This is a genomic window from Streptomyces sp. NPDC003247 (assembly GCF_042888135.1).
Taxonomy (GTDB): Bacteria; Actinomycetota; Actinomycetes; order Streptomycetales; family Streptomycetaceae; genus Streptomyces.
In genome coordinates this window covers 244,872-261,007 of record NZ_JBIAPF010000007.1, presented here as the reverse complement: position 1 = coordinate 261,007, position 16,136 = coordinate 244,872, and the positions used below count along the sequence as shown (strand labels likewise).

Annotated in this window: 16 protein-coding genes and 1 tRNA gene; 13 read left to right on the top strand and 4 right to left on the bottom strand. The window is 69.7% G+C overall.

The genetic code is table 11. The features are described 5' to 3' along the window. The first annotated feature begins 284 nt into the window (after positions 1-284). The 13 genes from ACFYWQ_RS24675 (at position 285) to ACFYWQ_RS24615 (ending at position 10,154) form a co-directional block, all read left to right on the top strand. Positions 285-1,136 (top strand): helix-turn-helix domain-containing protein, encoded by an 852-nt coding sequence (locus ACFYWQ_RS24675; protein WP_389519026.1) that lies wholly within the window; start codon positions 285-287, stop codon positions 1,134-1,136. Between the two features lie 95 nt (positions 1,137-1,231). Further along, on the top strand, positions 1,232-1,633 hold the full coding sequence (locus ACFYWQ_RS24670) for an ATP-binding protein (protein WP_389519025.1): 402 nt from the start codon (positions 1,232-1,234) through the stop codon (positions 1,631-1,633). 175 nt (positions 1,634-1,808) lie between these two features. Further along, positions 1,809-2,660: a sigma factor-like helix-turn-helix DNA-binding protein gene (locus ACFYWQ_RS24665; protein WP_389519024.1), complete on the top strand. Its 852-nt coding sequence runs from the start codon at positions 1,809-1,811 to the stop codon at positions 2,658-2,660. After that, positions 2,657-3,499, top strand: coding sequence for an integrase (locus ACFYWQ_RS24660; RefSeq protein WP_389519023.1), 843 nt, complete (start codon positions 2,657-2,659; stop codon positions 3,497-3,499). Before ACFYWQ_RS24665 ends, ACFYWQ_RS24660 begins: the two co-directional genes overlap by 4 nt. Positions 3,500-4,192: 693 nt before the next feature. Then, positions 4,193-4,540: a hypothetical protein gene (locus tag ACFYWQ_RS24655; RefSeq protein WP_389519022.1), complete on the top strand. Its 348-nt coding sequence runs from the start codon at positions 4,193-4,195 to the stop codon at positions 4,538-4,540. Between the two features lie 5 nt (positions 4,541-4,545). Beyond that, a complete protein-coding gene (locus ACFYWQ_RS24650; protein ID WP_389519021.1) occupies positions 4,546-5,913 on the top strand; it encodes an FtsK/SpoIIIE domain-containing protein in 1,368 nt (455 codons plus the stop codon). Positions 5,914-5,999: 86 nt separating this feature from the next. Beyond that, positions 6,000-6,701: a DUF2637 domain-containing protein gene (locus ACFYWQ_RS24645; RefSeq protein ID WP_389519020.1), complete on the top strand. Its 702-nt coding sequence runs from the start codon at positions 6,000-6,002 to the stop codon at positions 6,699-6,701. A gap of 15 nt (positions 6,702-6,716) precedes the next feature. Continuing rightward, positions 6,717-6,896 (top strand): mobile element transfer protein, encoded by a 180-nt coding sequence (locus ACFYWQ_RS24640; RefSeq protein ID WP_389519019.1) that lies wholly within the window; start codon positions 6,717-6,719, stop codon positions 6,894-6,896. Positions 6,897-6,911: 15 nt separating this feature from the next. Then, entirely contained in the window at positions 6,912-7,067 is a 156-nt protein-coding gene (locus ACFYWQ_RS24635) for a hypothetical protein (RefSeq protein WP_389519018.1), read from the top strand. Positions 7,068-7,088: 21 nt separating this feature from the next. Next, on the top strand, positions 7,089-7,394 hold the full coding sequence (locus ACFYWQ_RS24630) for a SpdD protein (RefSeq protein WP_389519017.1): 306 nt from the start codon (positions 7,089-7,091) through the stop codon (positions 7,392-7,394). Continuing rightward, entirely contained in the window at positions 7,391-8,812 is a 1,422-nt protein-coding gene (repSA, locus tag ACFYWQ_RS24625; protein ID WP_389519016.1) for a replication initiator protein RepSA, read from the top strand. The genes ACFYWQ_RS24630 and repSA overlap by 4 nt, the downstream gene beginning before the upstream one ends. Further along, a complete protein-coding gene (locus ACFYWQ_RS24620; protein ID WP_389519015.1) occupies positions 8,809-8,997 on the top strand; it encodes a helix-turn-helix domain-containing protein in 189 nt (62 codons plus the stop codon). Before repSA ends, ACFYWQ_RS24620 begins: the two co-directional genes overlap by 4 nt. Next, positions 8,997-10,154: a tyrosine-type recombinase/integrase gene (locus ACFYWQ_RS24615; RefSeq protein ID WP_389519014.1), complete on the top strand. Its 1,158-nt coding sequence runs from the start codon at positions 8,997-8,999 to the stop codon at positions 10,152-10,154. The genes ACFYWQ_RS24620 and ACFYWQ_RS24615 overlap by 1 nt, the downstream gene beginning before the upstream one ends. Before the next feature lie 103 nt (positions 10,155-10,257). On the opposite strand, the gene ACFYWQ_RS24610 is transcribed toward ACFYWQ_RS24615, so the two are convergent. The 4 genes from ACFYWQ_RS24610 to gyrB all read right to left on the bottom strand — a co-directional run bounded on the left by ACFYWQ_RS24610 (position 10,258) and on the right by gyrB (position 15,991). Next, positions 10,258-10,334: transfer RNA gene (locus ACFYWQ_RS24610), tRNA-Ile, on the bottom strand. An 89-nt stretch (positions 10,335-10,423) separates the two neighbouring features. Beyond that, the gene (locus tag ACFYWQ_RS24605; protein ID WP_389519013.1) at positions 10,424-11,236 is read right to left on the bottom strand and encodes a DUF3566 domain-containing protein; all 813 of its coding nucleotides are present in this window, start codon (positions 11,234-11,236) and stop codon (positions 10,424-10,426) included. Positions 11,237-11,254: 18 nt separating this feature from the next. Further along, positions 11,255-13,864, bottom strand: coding sequence for a DNA gyrase subunit A (gene gyrA / locus ACFYWQ_RS24600; protein ID WP_389519012.1), 2,610 nt, complete (start codon positions 13,862-13,864; stop codon positions 11,255-11,257). A gap of 42 nt (positions 13,865-13,906) precedes the next feature. Next, positions 13,907-15,991 (bottom strand): DNA topoisomerase (ATP-hydrolyzing) subunit B, encoded by a 2,085-nt coding sequence (gene gyrB / locus ACFYWQ_RS24595; RefSeq protein ID WP_389519011.1) that lies wholly within the window; start codon positions 15,989-15,991, stop codon positions 13,907-13,909. Between the last annotated feature and the right edge of the window lie 145 nt (positions 15,992-16,136).

Below are 16,136 nucleotides of genomic sequence, written 5' to 3'. Positions count from 1 at the left end.
CTGAGGTCGTGATCGTGGCGGGGGCAGCAGTCAGCCTTCTCAGCCACGGCGCTTCTTGTCTGGCGGCTAACTGCTGAGCGCGGCACGGACACCGGCCGGGCTGGAGCGGGACGGAGGCAGGAGCGCAGGCCCGGCCGGGGGCCGGGCCGCGCGCGGGGAGCGGAGCGAGCCGCCTTGATGAGGTAGAGAAACCTGTAACAGGTGCTCGTGGTGGGGCGTTGGGCTGGTGGCCATCACCGCTTGGGCTTACGGGCCCTGCTGGGCTGTGGTGTACAACCCTGGTTATGGGGAGTGAGCGGCAGGAGCGGATGAAGGCGCTTGGGGTGCGTCTTCGCGGACTTCGTACTGAGGCTGGTCTGACGGGGGCCGTGCTGGCGCATCGAGCCGGGGTGGGTCAACCGACCGTGTCCAAGGTGGAGAACGGGCGAATGGTCCCCAGCGCTGACGTCCTGGACCGCCTGGCTCGCGCCCTTGACCTCGACGAGTCGACGAGGCAGGAAGTGCGTGACCTCCTGGTCGCGGTGGAGACCGCATCGGACGCTGTTGAAGCTCCGGAGCCTCAGGCCTCCGTCGTGGGGGCTCTTGATGAAGCGGTGCGGTCTGCTCGGCTGGTCCGCTCGTTCGGGTGCGTCGTTCTGCCGGCCATGCTTCAGAGCGCGGAGTATGCCCGGCACGTCTTCGGCAGTGCGCCGGACGCGACTCCGGAAGCTGTCGGCCGTGCGGTCGCCGCCCGTGTGGAGCGGCAGAGCCTCTTGTACGAACCGGGGCGGGAGTCGGCGTTCGTGCTGACGGAGGCCGTGTTGCGGACTTGGCCGGGGAGTCCTGCGCTGATGCTTGCCCAGCTCGACCGGCTGCTGGCTGTCGAGAGTCTGAGCACGGTACGCCTCGGTGTACTGCCCTGGCGTCGCGCCGTACCCGTCATGCCTCGTCACGGGTTCACCTTGTGCGATCGAGCGGCGGTCGTCGTCGAGACCTTCCGGAATGAGCGGGCTTCGGACGACTCTGCCGAAGTGGTCGCCTACGAGGAGACGTTCCGTCAGTTCGAAGCGGCCGCGGTCTACGGGTCTGAGGTGCGGGAACTCCTGCTCCGGGTGATGGCGGACTTCCGGGACCTGGACAGCTCCGCCACTCGTTAGAGGAATAATTCCTCTTGATGCCTGGCTCATCTGTTGCACCCAGGAATACTCTGCTCACTGCATGTCTAGCCCCCTAGACGTAGAGGAGTGTTCCCATGCCCGCAGAGTGGTCCCGCATCTTTCCCGGCCAGGCGTGGCAGGTGGCCGAAGCCCGCCACTTCGTCGCCGGCCTGTTGGAAGACGAGGCTTCGGGCCTCGTCGATGACGCCGTCCTCATCGTCGGCGAGCTGGCGGCGAACGCCGTCCGGCACACGCGGAGCGGCTGGTACCGAGGATGGTTCCTCGTGATCGTCGGCTTCGCTGATGACTTCGTGCGGATTCAGGTGGTCGACCAGGGCGGCGACTGTGAACCCGTGGTGCGGAGTGTGACCAGCCCGGCCGAGCAGGGAGGCCGCGGGCTGATGATGGTCGCGGCCTGCGCGAAGGACTGGGGCGTGAAGGACCGGCCTTCCGGCGGACGCTGCATCTGGGCAGACCTGGTACGGGTGGGCGAGTGATGGCGCGTGGTGCGACGGCGGGCCGTACTCGTCCTCTGGGCGGTGGGGAGTGAGCCCCAAGGGTGTACCTCGGCGGCGGGCCGCGTTCTACGTGATCGGGGTTCGATCGGGACGCCGTCTCGCGCCTGTTCTGTCTAGGGCCCTAGACTCCTGGGTACTTCTAGGAGGTGTGGTCATGTCGGACGAGTTGCAGCGGATCACGGCGATCGGTGATCCGTACCTGCTCCTGCGTGAGGTCACAACGCGGTTGGCCGAAGCGCAGCAGGAGGTGACCGAACTCGCCCGGCTGCGTCGCCGTGTGGTCCAGGACCTCCACGCGCAAGGGCTGTCGTACGCGCAGATCGCCGAGAAGGCCGGCCTGAGCCGCGGGCGGATTCATCAGATCCGGCACACCGGACCGGCACCCGAAGGTGCCTTCCTCGGCGCGGGCGCCGTCACCGTTGTCACCCCGCTGCGGTGGGACCGTGAGAAGAAGCGCCCGGTCGTCGCCATGGCCGACATGAACTCCGGGAAGCGGCTCGAGGAGCTGGCCAAGTCCTACGGGCTCGACGTCAGCTCCGGCCATGTGCAGGTGGGCGGTGAGGTCGACCTCAACCGTGACGGCCTGGTCGTCGTCTGCGGGCCGGGCATGTCTCAGGCCATGAGCGACCTGTACGCGCAGGACCCGGTGCTCGGCTGGGAGCACCCGGAGGGCGAGCCGTGGGCCCTGGTAGACCGGCGTACCGGCTCGACGTACCGCGCGGGAGCGGACACCGAACCGTCCCGCCCGCACGACGTCGGATACCTCGGCCGGCTGCCCCGGCCGGACGGCAACGGCTCGGTGCTCGCCATCGCTGGCATTCACACCGCGGGCTCCCTCGGCGTCGTCCAGCTGCTCGCCTCAGACCTCAACACGCTCTGGGGGCAGGTGGGTGAGCGTCACTTCTCCACCCTGGTGAGCGTCGACTACGCCCCCGAGACCGACGAACCGCAATCCGTTGAACTGCTCACCCCGCTCTACCTGCACGACGAGGAGACGACGGCGTGAACGTGGTCGTCGACTCTGAGCCCGCGGAACCGGGCCGGGAGAACGAGGACTTCGCCGCTGCTGCTGTCGGCGCGGCCGTCCTCCTCGACGGTGCCGGCGTGGCTGGGGCGGAGACCGGATGCGTTCATGGCATCGCATGGTTCTCCACGACGCTGGGCGGGCTGCTGCTGGGCTCCATCGCCGCGCAACCCGCCCGACCGCTCACCGACTGCTTGGCCGACTCGATCCGGACTGTCCGCTCCCTGCATGAGGGCACCTGTGACCTGACCTATCGGGCCAGTCCGACCAGCACGGTCCTTGCCGTGCGGGCTTCCGCGGGGGCCCTGGAGTACCTCGTCCTCGGCGACTCGACACTCCTGCTCGCCGACAGGGACGGGAAGCCGACCGCCGTCACGGACCGGCGCCTGGACGACGTCGGCAAACGGCTGCGCGGGCCGGTCGACTCGTTGCCCACCGGCTCACCCGAACATGCCGCCGCCTTGGCCGAGTACCGCGACGCCCTGACAGGGCTCCGCAACCGGCCGGGCGGCTTCTGGATCGCCGGACCGGATCCGCTCGCGGCCGAACATGCCCTTACCGGGGCGGTGCCGCTGGAAGCGCTGGCGTCGGTGACGTTGCTGAGCGACGGCGCTACCCGACTCGTCGACCGCTTCGGGATCACCACGTGGCAAGACACGTTGGCCGTTCTCGGTACGTCCGGGCCCGCCAAGTTGATCCGCCGCGTGCGGGAAGCAGAGGCCGGCGATCTCGACGGGCGACGCTGGCCACGGGGCAAGGCGCACGATGACGCCACCGCCCTGCACTGGGGGCTGTCACAAGGCATCGGCTCCCCCGAGTGAACCAGTAGAGCCTTTTCAACCGGTTAGTGCGCGGAACGCCATCACCAGAAGGGCGATCGGCACCTTCAGGAGGTAGGCGAATCCGTCAGCGCCCCAGACGACGGCGATCACCACAAGCACCACGATGCAGCCCAGGCAGCCGCCAGGCCCTGATGTGTCGGCCTTTGTGGACGAGCCAGCATCATCCGATGGCTCGTCGCGCTGCCTCCGTAGCTTTTCTCGCTCCCTGGGCTTCTCGTACTTACACGCGCAATCGTGGTCCCATGATTCTCCGTTCCAGAAGCCGTCCCGTCCACATCTGCACCAGCCGTACGACATCGGTGATCCGCCCCCGTTCGGCCGCACTACCTGTCATCGTGGCGTCCGTGTAGGCCCATGCCCATGAGATGACCGAGCGCAACACGACTTGGCTACCGGATTCAACTGTCCTGTCAGTGACTCATGTTGCTGGGCCGCTGGCGTCCTGGTGAGGCGGGAGCCGTGACCTCGCTGGGCACGGGCGCCAGGGCGCCTGATCAGAGGCCGAGAGTTCATCCGTATACCCCCCTAGACAGTTGCAGCTCAGTGGTCTACCGTCTCTGTCGACCCCCCTAGACAGTTAGGGCGGCGGGTCCCCCCCTGCACTGTCTAGGGGGGTATTCAGTAGACGCGGTGCCGACTACTTGGCGCCGCCAACCCAGTGAGGCTCAGAGAATGCGAACCATCCCCGTCGACACCTCGGCCGCGACGCTACTCGTCACCAAGCTGCCCGAGGTCAAGGTGAAGGACCGTCAGTCCGGTGAGGTCGCCGTGGACCCGGTGACCAACGAGCGGCTCATGGTGCTGGAGCTGGTATTCATCGCGCAGGGCGGTTCCGACATGATCAAGGTGACCGTTCCGGAGCCGGGCATCGGTGACGGCCTGATGATGGGCGTCCCGGTCATCCTGTCCGGGCTCGTCGCCCGGCCGTGGGAGAGCGAGTTCGGCGGGCGGATGCGTCACGGCATCGCCTACCGCGCGGACGCCGTCATGGTCGCCGCTCCCGCCCCGGTGAAGGGCTGACGGCCATGGCCGACACCGTGTGGACGCTGGCGCTGTGCCTCGTGGTGCTCGTCGCGCTGCTGGTGCTGCGCCGGCGTGTGCCGGTCGCATTCTGGTGGCTCGTGGGCTATCCGCTCGTTGCGCTGCGCGTGCTCACCACCTACCGGGCCACGATGGACGCCTGCGGCCTGACGGTCCCGGCGTCCGCCATGCGCCGGGCCACGGTCCGGATGATCGGACGGGAGGCGGCGCCCGTACCGCCTCGCCGGTCCCTGCCGCTGCCGACCGGGTCCGGACTCGTGATGCGGCTGCGCATGGCAACCGGGCAGGCGCCCGAGGACTTCATGGCCTCGGCTGACCGGCTGCGGCACGCCTGGGCCGCTCACGCCGTCCACATCCGCCCGACCAAACCGGGATGGCTCGAACTGCGGCTGATCGGCTGGGACGTGCTCGCGGACGTACGGCGCCGACGGCGGTGGCAGAGCCGCGGCCTGCTGTCCCTGCCGCTGGCGCTCCGGGATGACGGGCACTGGCACATGCGGGACTTCCGCGCCGTGCCGCACGAACTCATCCTCGGCGCCACGCAGTCCGGCAAGTCCGTATACCTGCGCAACCTCCTGTGCGGCCTGGCCCGGCAACCGGTCGTCCTCGTCGGCATCGACTGCAAGTGGGGCGTCGAACTCGTTCCCTTCGCGCCCCGCTTGTCGGCCCTCGCCGACACCCCGGACCGGGCGAACGAACTGCTCGATGCCCTGCTGGAGGAGATGGAGGCACGGTTCCGCCTGATCGGTCTCGCCTCCGGCGCCGGTCCGGACGCCGTCCTCACCTCGGACGTGTGGGGCCTGCCGGAGAAGGTGCGGCCGGTGCCGGTCGTGGTCGTCGTCGACGAGGTGGCGGAACTCTTCCTCGCCGCGAGCCGGGACGACGAGAAGCGACGTGACGCCATGGTCACCAAGCTGATCCGTATCGCCCAGCTCGGCCGGGCGGCCGGCATCTACCTGGAGGTGTGCGGGCAGCGCTTCGGCTCCGAACTCGGCAAGGGCGCCACCATGCTCCGCGCCCAGCTCACCGGCCGTGTCTGCCACCGCGTCAACGACGAGTCCTCGGCGAACATGGCGCTGGCCGACATCTCTCCTGAGGCGGCGCTGGCCGCCACCTCGATCCCGGCCGAACGTCCCGGCGTCGCGATCGTCGGCGACTCCTCCGGCGGCTGGTCCCGCGCCCGCTCCCCGCACCTGACCCTCGACGAGGCTGCGGCCGTCTGCCGCGCCACCTCCGCCCTCGTGCCCGAGCTGCCCCGCCTCGACGCCTTCCGACCCGTGGCCGCCGCCGAGCCCGCCGGGGTGGCCACTGCCCCCGCGGCCGTGCCCACCGCCCGCCCGGTGACCGAGTAACCGCACCCCTCTCCCACGGTCGGCGTGACCGCCTCGCGCCAGGTCCCTACCCCTCCCATGCCTCGAACCGGAAGGAAGACGAGACGATGCGTGCCCACCTCGCCCGCGTGGACGCGGTGATCATCCAGGCCGTCATAGCGGGCGCCCTGTCCTTCTCCCACCTGCACGACCTCGCGGCGGCGGCCGGACAAGGCGGCTGGAAGGCGTGGGCCTACCCCGTCTCCGTAGACCTGCTGTTGGTCGCCGCCTGGCGCCGGATGCGCGCACAGCAGCGTGCCGGACAACCGGCCGGGGGCCCGCGGCTGTGGTTCCTGATCGCCCTGGCCGCCTCCCTCGGCGCCAACGTCGCCACCGCCGGCCTCCTCGACCTGGACGACGTCCCCGCGTCGCTCCGCGTCGTCGTCGCCGGCTGGCCCGCCGTCGCCTTCTTCGGCGGAACGCTCCTGGCGCACGCGCCCCGCACGCAGGAGGAGCCCGCGCACCCGCCGGTGCCGGAGGCGGCTCCTGAACCGCCCTCGGCCCCGTCCCCGGCCCCGGTCGACGCACCCCACCGTGACGCGCTCCCGGCACCGTCCACCGACCCGGCCCCCGAGGAGCCCCCTACCGGTCTCACCGACGCCCCGGCTCCCGTTCCCGCCGTCACTCTGCCGCCCGCCCTCGTCGACCGCGTCCGGGCCCTCGCCGAGGAGCACCACGCCGCCACCGGCCACCCCGCCGACCCCGACGCCGTACGCACCCGGCTCGGCCTCCCGCCCTCCATGACGCCGTCCGTCGCCGCCCATCTCTGAGAAAGGACCGCCCCAGTGACCCCGCGCTTCCGCAACGTCCGCCGCATCGGTCCCGTCCAGGTCGCCTCGTACCTCGCCCGCGGCCGCAACCGGCACCTCGCCGCCTGCACCGCGCCCCGCTGCGACTTCTCCGCCGAGTACGACAGCCGCGCCGCCGCCGAACTCGCCGCCCGCACCCACCGCTGCAAGGCCTGAGAAGGAGATCCCGCCATGGACGTCCCGCTGTGGTTCGCCGTGCTCGTCGTCGCCGTCCTCGGCGTCCAGCTCGCCCGCCCGCCGTGGTGGCTGGTCGCCCTGCTCCTCCTCGGCGGCTACCTCGTCGCCAACAGCGTCCTCGCCCCCGCCGTCGCCGCCCTCCTCGACTGACCCGCAGAAGGGATCACCCACGTGTTCACCCCGAAATACCCGCCGCAGGACACCGCTCCGGCACCCGCTCCCACGGCTCCGACCGTCTACAGCCCGGTGCCCTACGTCCCGGCCACCACCCCGTTTCCGTCCGCTCCGGTCTCCAACCGCCCGACCGTCCAGCTCACCGCGGGCAGCACGCTCACCCTCGCCGCCGGCGGCGGCGCCCTGGTCCTCGTCGTCGGCGCGGTCCTGGTCTCGATGCTCCTCGCCGTCGCCATCACGGCCGCCTCCGTGGCCGTCTGCGCCGTCGCCGTCCGCTCGATCCTCAAGGAGAACAAGGCGTGACCGACTCCGCCTCCATGGCGGGCCTGGACTCGGCCACCCTCGACGACGTGCTGAGGCTGGCCGGGTCCCCCGGCTTCGAACGTGTGCAGGAACAGATCCACCGCACGGGAGGCTGCTCCGACCCCATCCACCTCCAGGGCTCCACGGTCACCCGTGACCGGGCCACCGGACAGGTTCTGCACACCTACAGCACCGACAACGAGCCGGGCGGCCGGCTCCGGATCGCCTGCGGCAACCGCCGCGCCTCCCGGTGCCCCTCCTGCGCCTGGACCTACGCGGGCGACACGTACCACCTGATCCGCGCGGGCCTGGTCGGCGACCCCGCCAAGGGGACTCCGGAGACGATCCGGGACCACCCCCGCGTCTTCGCCACCCTCACCGCACCCTCCTTCGGCCCGGTCCACAACCGCCCCGGCAACCGGCCGTGCCGCTGCGGCACCCACCACGCCGAGGACGCACCCCAACTCGGCACCCCCCTCGACCCGGACGCGTACGACTACGCGGGCGCGGTGCTGTGGAACAACCACGCCTCCGACCTGTGGCGGTACTTCACGATCTACCTGCGCCGAGAGATCGCCCGCCGCGCCGACCTCACCCAGAAGGACGCACACGCGCAGTCCGGCGTCTCCTTCGGCAAGGTCGCCGAGTACCAGAAGCGCGGCGCCGTCCACTTTCACGCCGTGATTCGCTTCGACGGCCCCGACGGGCCGGACTCCCCGCCCCCGGCCTGGGCCACCCTCGACCTCCTCACCGACGCCATCCGCGCTGCTGCCGCCCGCGTCGCGGTCGACGTCCCCCCGGCCGGAGACGAACCCGCCCGCGTCCTGCGCTGGGGCACCCAGCTCGACGTCCAGCCCATCGGCGCCTTCGGCGACGGCGAGGAGATCACCGAACAAGCGGTCGCCTCCTACGTCGCCAAGTACGCCACCAAAGCGGCCGAGACCACCGGCACCGTCGACCACCGCATCGGCAACAAGGAAGCTCTCGTCCTGCTCGACGTCCCCGAGCACCCCCGCCGGCTCATCTCGGCCTGCCTCGACCTCCACCCGCTCTACCCGGACCGCAAACTCCGCTACTGGGCCCACATGCTCGGCTTCCGCGGCCACTTCTCCACCAAGTCCCGCCGCTACTCCACCACCCTCGGCGCCCTCCGCCAGACCCGCGCCGACTACCGGGCCGCCCAGCAGCGCGAAGCCCTCGGCCTGCCCGACCCCGACACCCCGGAGGCAACCACCCTGACCCTCGCCCACTGGTCCTACGTCGGCCACGGCCACACCGCGGGCGAATCCTGGCTCGCCGCCACCATCCGCCGCGACATCCACCTCAACCGCGAGACCGCCCGCGAAGCCCTGCGAGACGAACGCGCCCAACACGCCCTCGACGCCCGTCGATCCGCCCCGGAAGGAGCCGCCGCATGACCACCGCCGCCCCCGAGCTGCTCACCGTGCCGGAGGTCATGACGCGGCTCAAGGTCGGCCGCACCAAGGTGTACGACCTCATCCGCACCCGCCGCCTGGCCTCCCTCAAGGTCGACGGATGCCGCCGTATCCCGGACGACGCCGTACGCGACTTCGTCCGCCGGGAGATCGGGGAGGCCGCCTGATGGCCAAGAGGCGGCCCAACGGAGGGGGCACCATCTCCAAGCGGGCGGACGGCCGTTACATGGGACGCGCGTACGTCACCGACACGGACGGCCTTCGCGTCCGTAAGACGGTCTACGGCGCCACGTGGGACGACGCCAACGAGAAGCTCGGCAAGCTCCAGGACCAGGAGCGCAACGGCGTCCCGGTGCCTTCCCGCAGCTGGACACTCGGTGAGTGGCTGGATTACTGGCTGGAGCACATCGTCAGGCCGGAACGCGAGCACAACACGTACGTCAAGTACGAGTCGAAGGCACGGCTCTACCTGGTGCCCCACCTCGGCAAGAAGCCGCTCATCAAGCTGACGCCGGCGCAGCTCCGCGTCTTCATGGCGACGCTGAGGCAGGAGAAGGTGGGCGCGGCCACCCGCTTCGAGGTGCTGCGCGTCCTCCGCAACGCCCTCAACCGGGCCATGCGCGAAGAGCTGCTCACCCGCAACGTGGCGCTCCTGGTCGACATGCCCAAGGTCGCCAAGGACAAGGGCACGGCATGGAGTGCGCGGGAAGCCATCGCGTTCCTCCGCTCCGTCCGGGCGCACCGCCTTTACGCGGCCTGCGTCCTGGTCCTGGTGCTCGGCCTCCGCCGCAGTGAGGTTCTGGGCCTGCGCTGGCAGGACGTCGACTTCGAGGCCGGCCAGTTCACCCCGGTCAAGCAGGTGCAGCGGGAGAAGGGCGTCGGCCTGGTCCTCAAGGACCTCAAGACCGAGTCCTCACAGGCGGTACTTCCCCTCCCCGAGTTCTGCGCCCGTGTCCTGGAGGAGCGGCGGGAGCTCCAGGAGCTGGAGCAGAAGATCGCCGGGGACCACTGGTCGCAGGCGGACGGGCATGACCTGATCTTCTCCGCCGAGCACGGCGGCATGATCGACCCCACGGGCTTCTCCAGGACCTTCGACCGCCTCGTGAAGCGGGCCCGTGTGCGCCGCATCACGGTCCGGCTGGCCCGGCACACCTGCGGCACCCTGCTGGCCTTCCTGAAGGTGCATCCGAAGGTCGCTCAGGCGATCCTGCGGCACAGCCAGATCAGCATGACCATGGACGTCTACACACACGTGGTGGGCGACAGCGAGCGGGAGGCCGTGGCGATGCTGGCCGAGCTGCTGGAAGACCCGCTCATCGGCTGACCGCCGGTCGGCCGGCCGCGGGCGTTCGCCGCCGTCCGCCGCCGTTGGTGTCAATCACTGGTGTCAAAAGACCCCCGGACCGATGGTCCGGGGGTCTTTTGGCTGGTGGGGCTAACAGGATTTGAACCTGTGGCCTCATCCTTATCAGGGATGCGCTCTAACCAACTGAGCTATAGCCCCGCCGCGCTTCTGCGGTGTGTGTCCCGCGCGCTGACTCCTGAAGATTAGCGCACGACCGGGGCAGTCCCAAAATCGGTGGTCGGGGCAGGTCACTCGTCCTCGGCCAGCGTCAGCTCGACGCCGCCCACGAAGCCCGCGGCGAGGTTGTAGATGAAGGCGCCGAGGGTCGCGAGGGCCGTCGCGAGGACGACGTCGATGACCGCGATGATCGACGTGAACATCAGGACGTGGGGGAGCGAGAGGAACGCCTGGAGATCAAAGCCGTTCGACTCGTTGGAGCCGGTCGCCTGGGAGATCGTGCCGCCGACCGTCGAGAAGACGCCCATCGCGTCCATGACCATCCACAGGACGGCGGCCGCGACGATGGTGCAGATGCCGAGCGCGATGGAGAGCAGGAAGCTCACCTTCATGACCGACCAGGGGTCGGCCTTGGCCACCCGCAGCCGGGCCTTGCGGACCCGGGGCGTGGTGCGGGCGCCGGTCCGCGGACGGCGTACCGCGCCGGCCGGGGCCGGCGTCTGGTACGCCTGCGGTGGGTGGTACGGCCCGGTGGGCTGCTTCTGCTGCCGCTCACCGGGCAACGGGGAGGCCCCCTTCTGGGTCTGCGGGCCTCGGGTGTCCGTCACGGTTCCCCCCTGGGATCCCTGGGATGACTGCGCTCCCTGTCCGTCGGACGAGGGCGAGTCGGCCGGGGACGCCTTGACCGGCTTCAGCTGGGTGGTGTGCGTGTCCGCCCCCCGCCCGTCGGCGCCCCGCGCATCGGTGGGATGCGCGTCCCCCGCCGGCGCGGCGGAGCCACGGCCGCCGTCGTCCGTCGCCTTGCCGGCAGACGTTCCGGTGGAAGGGCCCTCAGAGGTGCCGGCCGGCGTACCGACCGAACCGGCGCCCGTGGCTCCGCTCACGATGACTCACTCCTCGTGCTACTCGGCCGAGGGCGCCTCACCCTCGTCCGTGCCGCTGGTCGCGGCGTCCTCGGCGGTCTCGTCGACGACGATGTCGCCGTCGACCTCCTCCGCCTCGCGCCCCGCCTCGGCGTTACGTGCGATGCCGACGACGGCATCGCGCTTGCCCAGGTTGATCAGTTGGACGCCCATGGTGTCACGGCCCGTCTCCCTGACCTCGTTGACTCGCGTACGAATCACACCGCCACCGAGCGTGATGGCGAGGATCTCGTCGGTCTCCTCGACCACCAGCGCGCCGACGAGCGAACCGCGGTCCTCGACGATCTTGGCAGCCTTGATGCCGAGGCCGCCGCGACCCTGGACGCGGTACTCGTCGACGGCGGTCCGCTTCGCGTACCCGCCGTCCGTCGCAGTGAACACGAACGTACCGGGTCGAACGACATTCATCGAGAGCAGCTCGTCGCCCTCACGGAAGCTCATGCCCTTGACGCCCGAGGTGGCACGGCCCATCGGGCGCAGGGTGTCGTCCGTCGCGGTGAACCTGATGGACTGCGCCTTCCTGCTGATCAGCAGCAGGTCGTCGTCGGCGGAGACGAGCTCGGCGCCGATCAGCTCGTCGTCGGAGCCGTCCTCCCGCTCCCGCAGGTTGATCGCGATCACGCCGCCGGAGCGGGGCGAATCGTAATCCTTCAGCGGCGTCTTCTTGACCAAGCCCGCCTTGGTGGCCAGGACCAGGTACGGCGCGGCCTCGTAGTCGCGGATGGCGAGGATCTCGGCGATCGCCTCGTCCGGCTGGAACGCCAGCAGGTTCGCGACGTGCTGGCCCCGCGCGTCCCGGCCGGCGTCGGGCAGCTCGTAGGCCTTGGCGCGGTAGACGCGGCCCTTGTTGGTGAAGAACAGCAGCCAGTGGTGCGTGGTCGACACGAAGAAGTGGTCGACGATGTCGTCTTCCTTGAGCTTCGTGCCGCGGACGCCCTTGCCGCCGCGCTTCTGGGCGCGGTAGTCGTCCGTCTTGGTGCGCTTGACGTAGCCGCCGCGCGAGACGGTGACGACGATGTCCTCCTCGGCGATCAGGTCCTCGATGGACATGTCACCGTCGTAGGGCACCAGCTTGGTCTTGCGGTCGTCGCCGTACTTCTCGACGATCGCCGCCAGCTCCTCGCTGACGATGCCGCGCTGGCGGACCGGGGAGGCGAGGATCTGGTTGTACTCGTTGATCTTCGCCTGGAGTTCGTCGTGCTCCTGGACGATCTTCCGGCGCTCCAGGGCGGCCAGCCGGCGCAGCTGCATCTCGAGGATGGCGTTGGCCTGGATCTCGTCGATCTCCAGGAGGTCCATCAGGCCCGTGCGGGCGATCTCGACGGTGTCGCTGCGCCGGATCAGCGCGATGACCTCGTCGATGGCGTCCAGGGCCTTCAGCAGGCCGCGCAGGATGTGGGCGCGCTCCTCCGCCTTGCGCAGGCGGAAACGCGTCCGGCGGACGATGACCTCGATCTGGTGCGTCACCCAGTGGCGGATGAACGCGTCCAGCGAGAGCGTCCGCGGCACACCGTCGACCAGCGCCAGCATGTTGGCGCCGAAGTTGGTCTGGAGGTCGGTGTGCTTGTACAGGTTGTTCAGGACGACCTTGGCGACGGCGTCCCGCTTGAGCACGATCACCAGCCGCTGGCCGGTGCGCGAGGAGGTCTCGTCACGGACGTCGGCGATGCCGCCGATCTTGCCGTCCTTGACCAGGTCTGCGATCTTCTGCGCGAGGTTGTCGGGGTTGACCTGGTAGGGCAGCTCCGTGACCACCAGGCACTGGCGGTTCTGGATCTCCTCGACCTCGACGACCGCGCGCATGGTGATCGAGCCGCGGCCCGTGCGGTAGGCCTCCTCGATGCCCTTGCGGCCCACCACCAGGGCGCCGGTCGGGAAGTCGGGGCCCTTGATGCGCTCGATCAGCGCGTCCAGCAGCTCCTCGTGGGAGGCCTCGGGGTTCTCCAGGTACCACTGGGCGCCGGCCGCGACCTCGCGCAGGTTGTGCGAGGGGATGTTGGTCGCCATGCCGACCGCGATGCCCGCTGAGCCGTTGATCAGCAGGTTCGGGAAGCGGGCGGGCAGGACGGTCGGCTCCTGGGAGCGGCCGTCGTAGTTGTCCGTGAAGTCGACGGTCTCCTCGTCGATGTCGCGGACCATCTCCATCGACAGCGGCGCCATCTTGCACTCGGTGTACCGCATGGCCGCGGCCGGGTCGTTGCCCGGCGAGCCGAAGTTGCCGTTGGAGTCGACGAGCGGCATGCGCATCGCCCACGGCTGCGCGAGGCGGACCAGCGCGTCGTAGATCGAGGAGTCGCCGTGGGGGTGGTAGTTGCCCATGACGTCGCCGACGACGCGGGCGCACTTGTAGAAGCCGCGCTCGGGGCGGTAGCCGCCGTCGTACATGGCGTACAGCACGCGGCGGTGGACGGGCTTGAGGCCGTCCCGGACGTCCGGCAGCGCGCGCGAGACGATGACGGACATCGCGTAGTCGAGGTACGAGCGCTGCATCTCCGTCTCGAGCCCGACGGGCTCGATGCGCATGGCGGTGTCACCGCCCTCGTCGCCGGGGACGGGGTCGGTGGGAAGATTCGGGGTCTCGTCGGCCATTGCTGGTGAGGATCCTTCCTGGTGCGGTCAGCTGAGACCGACTCAGATGTCGAGGAAGCGGACGTCCTTGGCGTTGCGCTGGATGAAGGCGCGGCGGGCTTCGACGTCCTCGCCCATGAGGACCGAGAACAGGTCGTCGGCCTGGGCGGCGTCGTCGAGGGTGACCTGGCCGAGGACACGGTGCTCCTGGTCCATGGTCGTGATGCGCAGCTCCTCGGCGTTCATCTCGCCGAGACCCTTGAAGCGCTGGATCGAGTCCTCGCGGATGCGCTTGCCGCGCTGGCGGCCCATCTCGATCAGGGCGTCGCGCTCACGGTCGGAGTACGCGTACTCCACGTCCTCCCGGCCCCACTTGATCTTGTAGAGCGGCGGGCGGGACAGGAACACGTGACCGGCCTCGACCAGCGGCCGCATGAAGCGGAAGAGGAAGGTCAGCAGCAGGGTGTTGATGTGCTGGCCGTCGACGTCGGCGTCCGCCATCAGGATGATCTTGTGGTACCGGAGCTTCTCGATGTCGAAGTCCTCGTGCACGCCGGTGCCGAAGGCGGAGATCAGCGCCTGGATCTCCTGGTTCTGAAGGATCTTGTCGATCCGGGCCTTCTCGACGTTGAGAATCTTGCCGCGGATGGGGAGGATCGCCTGGTACTGCGGGTTGCGGCCGGACTTGGCCGAGCCGCCGGCGGAGTCACCCTCGACGATGAAGATCTCGCACTTGGTGGGGTCGTTCGACTGGCAGTCGGACAGCTTGCCCGGCAGGGACGCCGACTCCAGCAGGCCCTTGCGGCGGGTGAGGTCACGGGCCTTGCGGGCCGCCACGCGCGCGGTGGCCGCCTGGATGCCCTTGCGGATGATGTCCGCCGCCTCGTTCGGGTTGCGGTCCAGCCAGTCGTTGAGGTGCTCGTAGACCGCCTTCTGGACGAAGGTCTTGGCCTCGGTGTTGCCCAGCTTGGTCTTGGTCTGACCCTCGAACTGGGGTTCGCTCAGCTTGACCGAGATGATCGCGGTCAGACCCTCGCGGATGTCGTCACCCGTGAGGTTGTCGTCCTTCTCCCGCAGCAGCTTCTTGTCGCGCGCGTACTTGTTGATCAGGTTCGTCAGCGCGGAGCGGAAGCCCTCCTCGTGGGTGCCGCCCTCGTGCGTGTGGATGATGTTCGCGAACGAGTAGACGCCCTCGGAGTAGCTGCTGTTCCACTGCATCGCGACCTCGACGGACAGCTGCCTGTCCTTGTCCTCGGCCTCGAGGTCGATAACGGAGGGGTGCACCACGTCGCCCTTGCGGGAGTTGAGGTACTTCACGAAGTCGACGATGCCGCCCTCGTAGTGGTACGTGACGGTCTTGACTTCGTCCTTCTCGTCGGCGCCCGCCTCGTCCGCGCCGGCCACGGCCTTCGCCGACTCGCGCTCGTCGGTGAGTCTGATCTTCAGACCCTTGTTGAGGAACGCCATCTCCTGGAAGCGCCGCGAGAGCGTCTCGAAGGAGTACTCGGTGGTCTCGAAGATGTCCGGGTCGGCCCAGAAGGTGACCGAGGTGCCGGTCTCCTCGGTGGCCTCGTGCTGGGCGAGGGGCGCGGTGGGGACGCCCATCTTGTAGTCCTGCGTCCAGCGGTGGCCGTCGGTCCGGACCTCGACGGAGACCTTGGTCGACAGGGCGTTCACGACGGAGACACCGACGCCGTGCAGACCGCCGGAGACCGCGTAGCCGCCGCCGCCGAACTTGCCGCCCGCGTGCAGCACGGTCAGCACGACCTCGACGGCCGGCTTGCCCTCGGAGGGGACGATGCCCACCGGGATGCCACGGCCGTTGTCGACGACGCGCACTCCGCCGTCGGCCAGGATCGTCACGTCGATCGTGTCCGCGTGGCCGGCCAGCGCCTCGTCGACGGAGTTGTCGACGACCTCCTGCACGAGGTGGTGCAGACCGCGCTCACCGGTGGAGCCGATGTACATACCGGGTCGCTTGCGGACCGCGTCCAGACCCTCGAGGACGGTGATGGCGCTGGCGTCGTACGAGGCCGTGACCTCGCCGTTCGAGGTCACGGCCTCGGCGTTGGCGCCGGCGTCGGTGGACGGGATGTTCTCGTTGGGGTTGCCGGAATCGGCCACGAAGCGCCCTTTCTGGCACAGCACGAGCCGAGCTCTGGGGGGTCCCCCCGCTGGTGGAGGGTCGCCGGAGCGGCTGCGGCATGTTGCGTGGGTAAGCCTTGATCAGCGTTGCTCAGCATGTCCCGGACGGTCCCCACGGTTGGGGGCGGGATTGGCTTCCAGTCTACCG

Excerpts from the sequence above, each read along its gene's own strand:
- ACFYWQ_RS24675 (WP_389519026.1), top strand. The coding sequence starts at position 285 with ATGGGGAGTGAGCGGCAGGAGCGGATGAAGGCGCTTGGGGTGCGTCTT.
- ACFYWQ_RS24670 (WP_389519025.1), top strand. The coding sequence starts at position 1,232 with ATGCCCGCAGAGTGGTCCCGCATCTTTCCCGGCCAGGCGTGGCAGGTG.
- ACFYWQ_RS24665 (WP_389519024.1), top strand. The coding sequence starts at position 1,809 with ATGTCGGACGAGTTGCAGCGGATCACGGCGATCGGTGATCCGTACCTG.
- ACFYWQ_RS24655 (WP_389519022.1), top strand. The coding sequence starts at position 4,193 with ATGCGAACCATCCCCGTCGACACCTCGGCCGCGACGCTACTCGTCACC.
- ACFYWQ_RS24650 (WP_389519021.1), top strand. The coding sequence starts at position 4,546 with ATGGCCGACACCGTGTGGACGCTGGCGCTGTGCCTCGTGGTGCTCGTC.
- ACFYWQ_RS24645 (WP_389519020.1), top strand. The coding sequence starts at position 6,000 with ATGCGTGCCCACCTCGCCCGCGTGGACGCGGTGATCATCCAGGCCGTC.
- ACFYWQ_RS24635 (WP_389519018.1), top strand. The coding sequence starts at position 6,912 with ATGGACGTCCCGCTGTGGTTCGCCGTGCTCGTCGTCGCCGTCCTCGGC.
- ACFYWQ_RS24620 (WP_389519015.1), top strand. The coding sequence starts at position 8,809 with ATGACCACCGCCGCCCCCGAGCTGCTCACCGTGCCGGAGGTCATGACG.
- ACFYWQ_RS24615 (WP_389519014.1), top strand. The coding sequence starts at position 8,997 with ATGGCCAAGAGGCGGCCCAACGGAGGGGGCACCATCTCCAAGCGGGCG.
- gyrA (WP_389519012.1), bottom strand. The coding sequence starts at position 13,864 with ATGGCCGACGAGACCCCGAATCTTCCCACCGACCCCGTCCCCGGCGAC.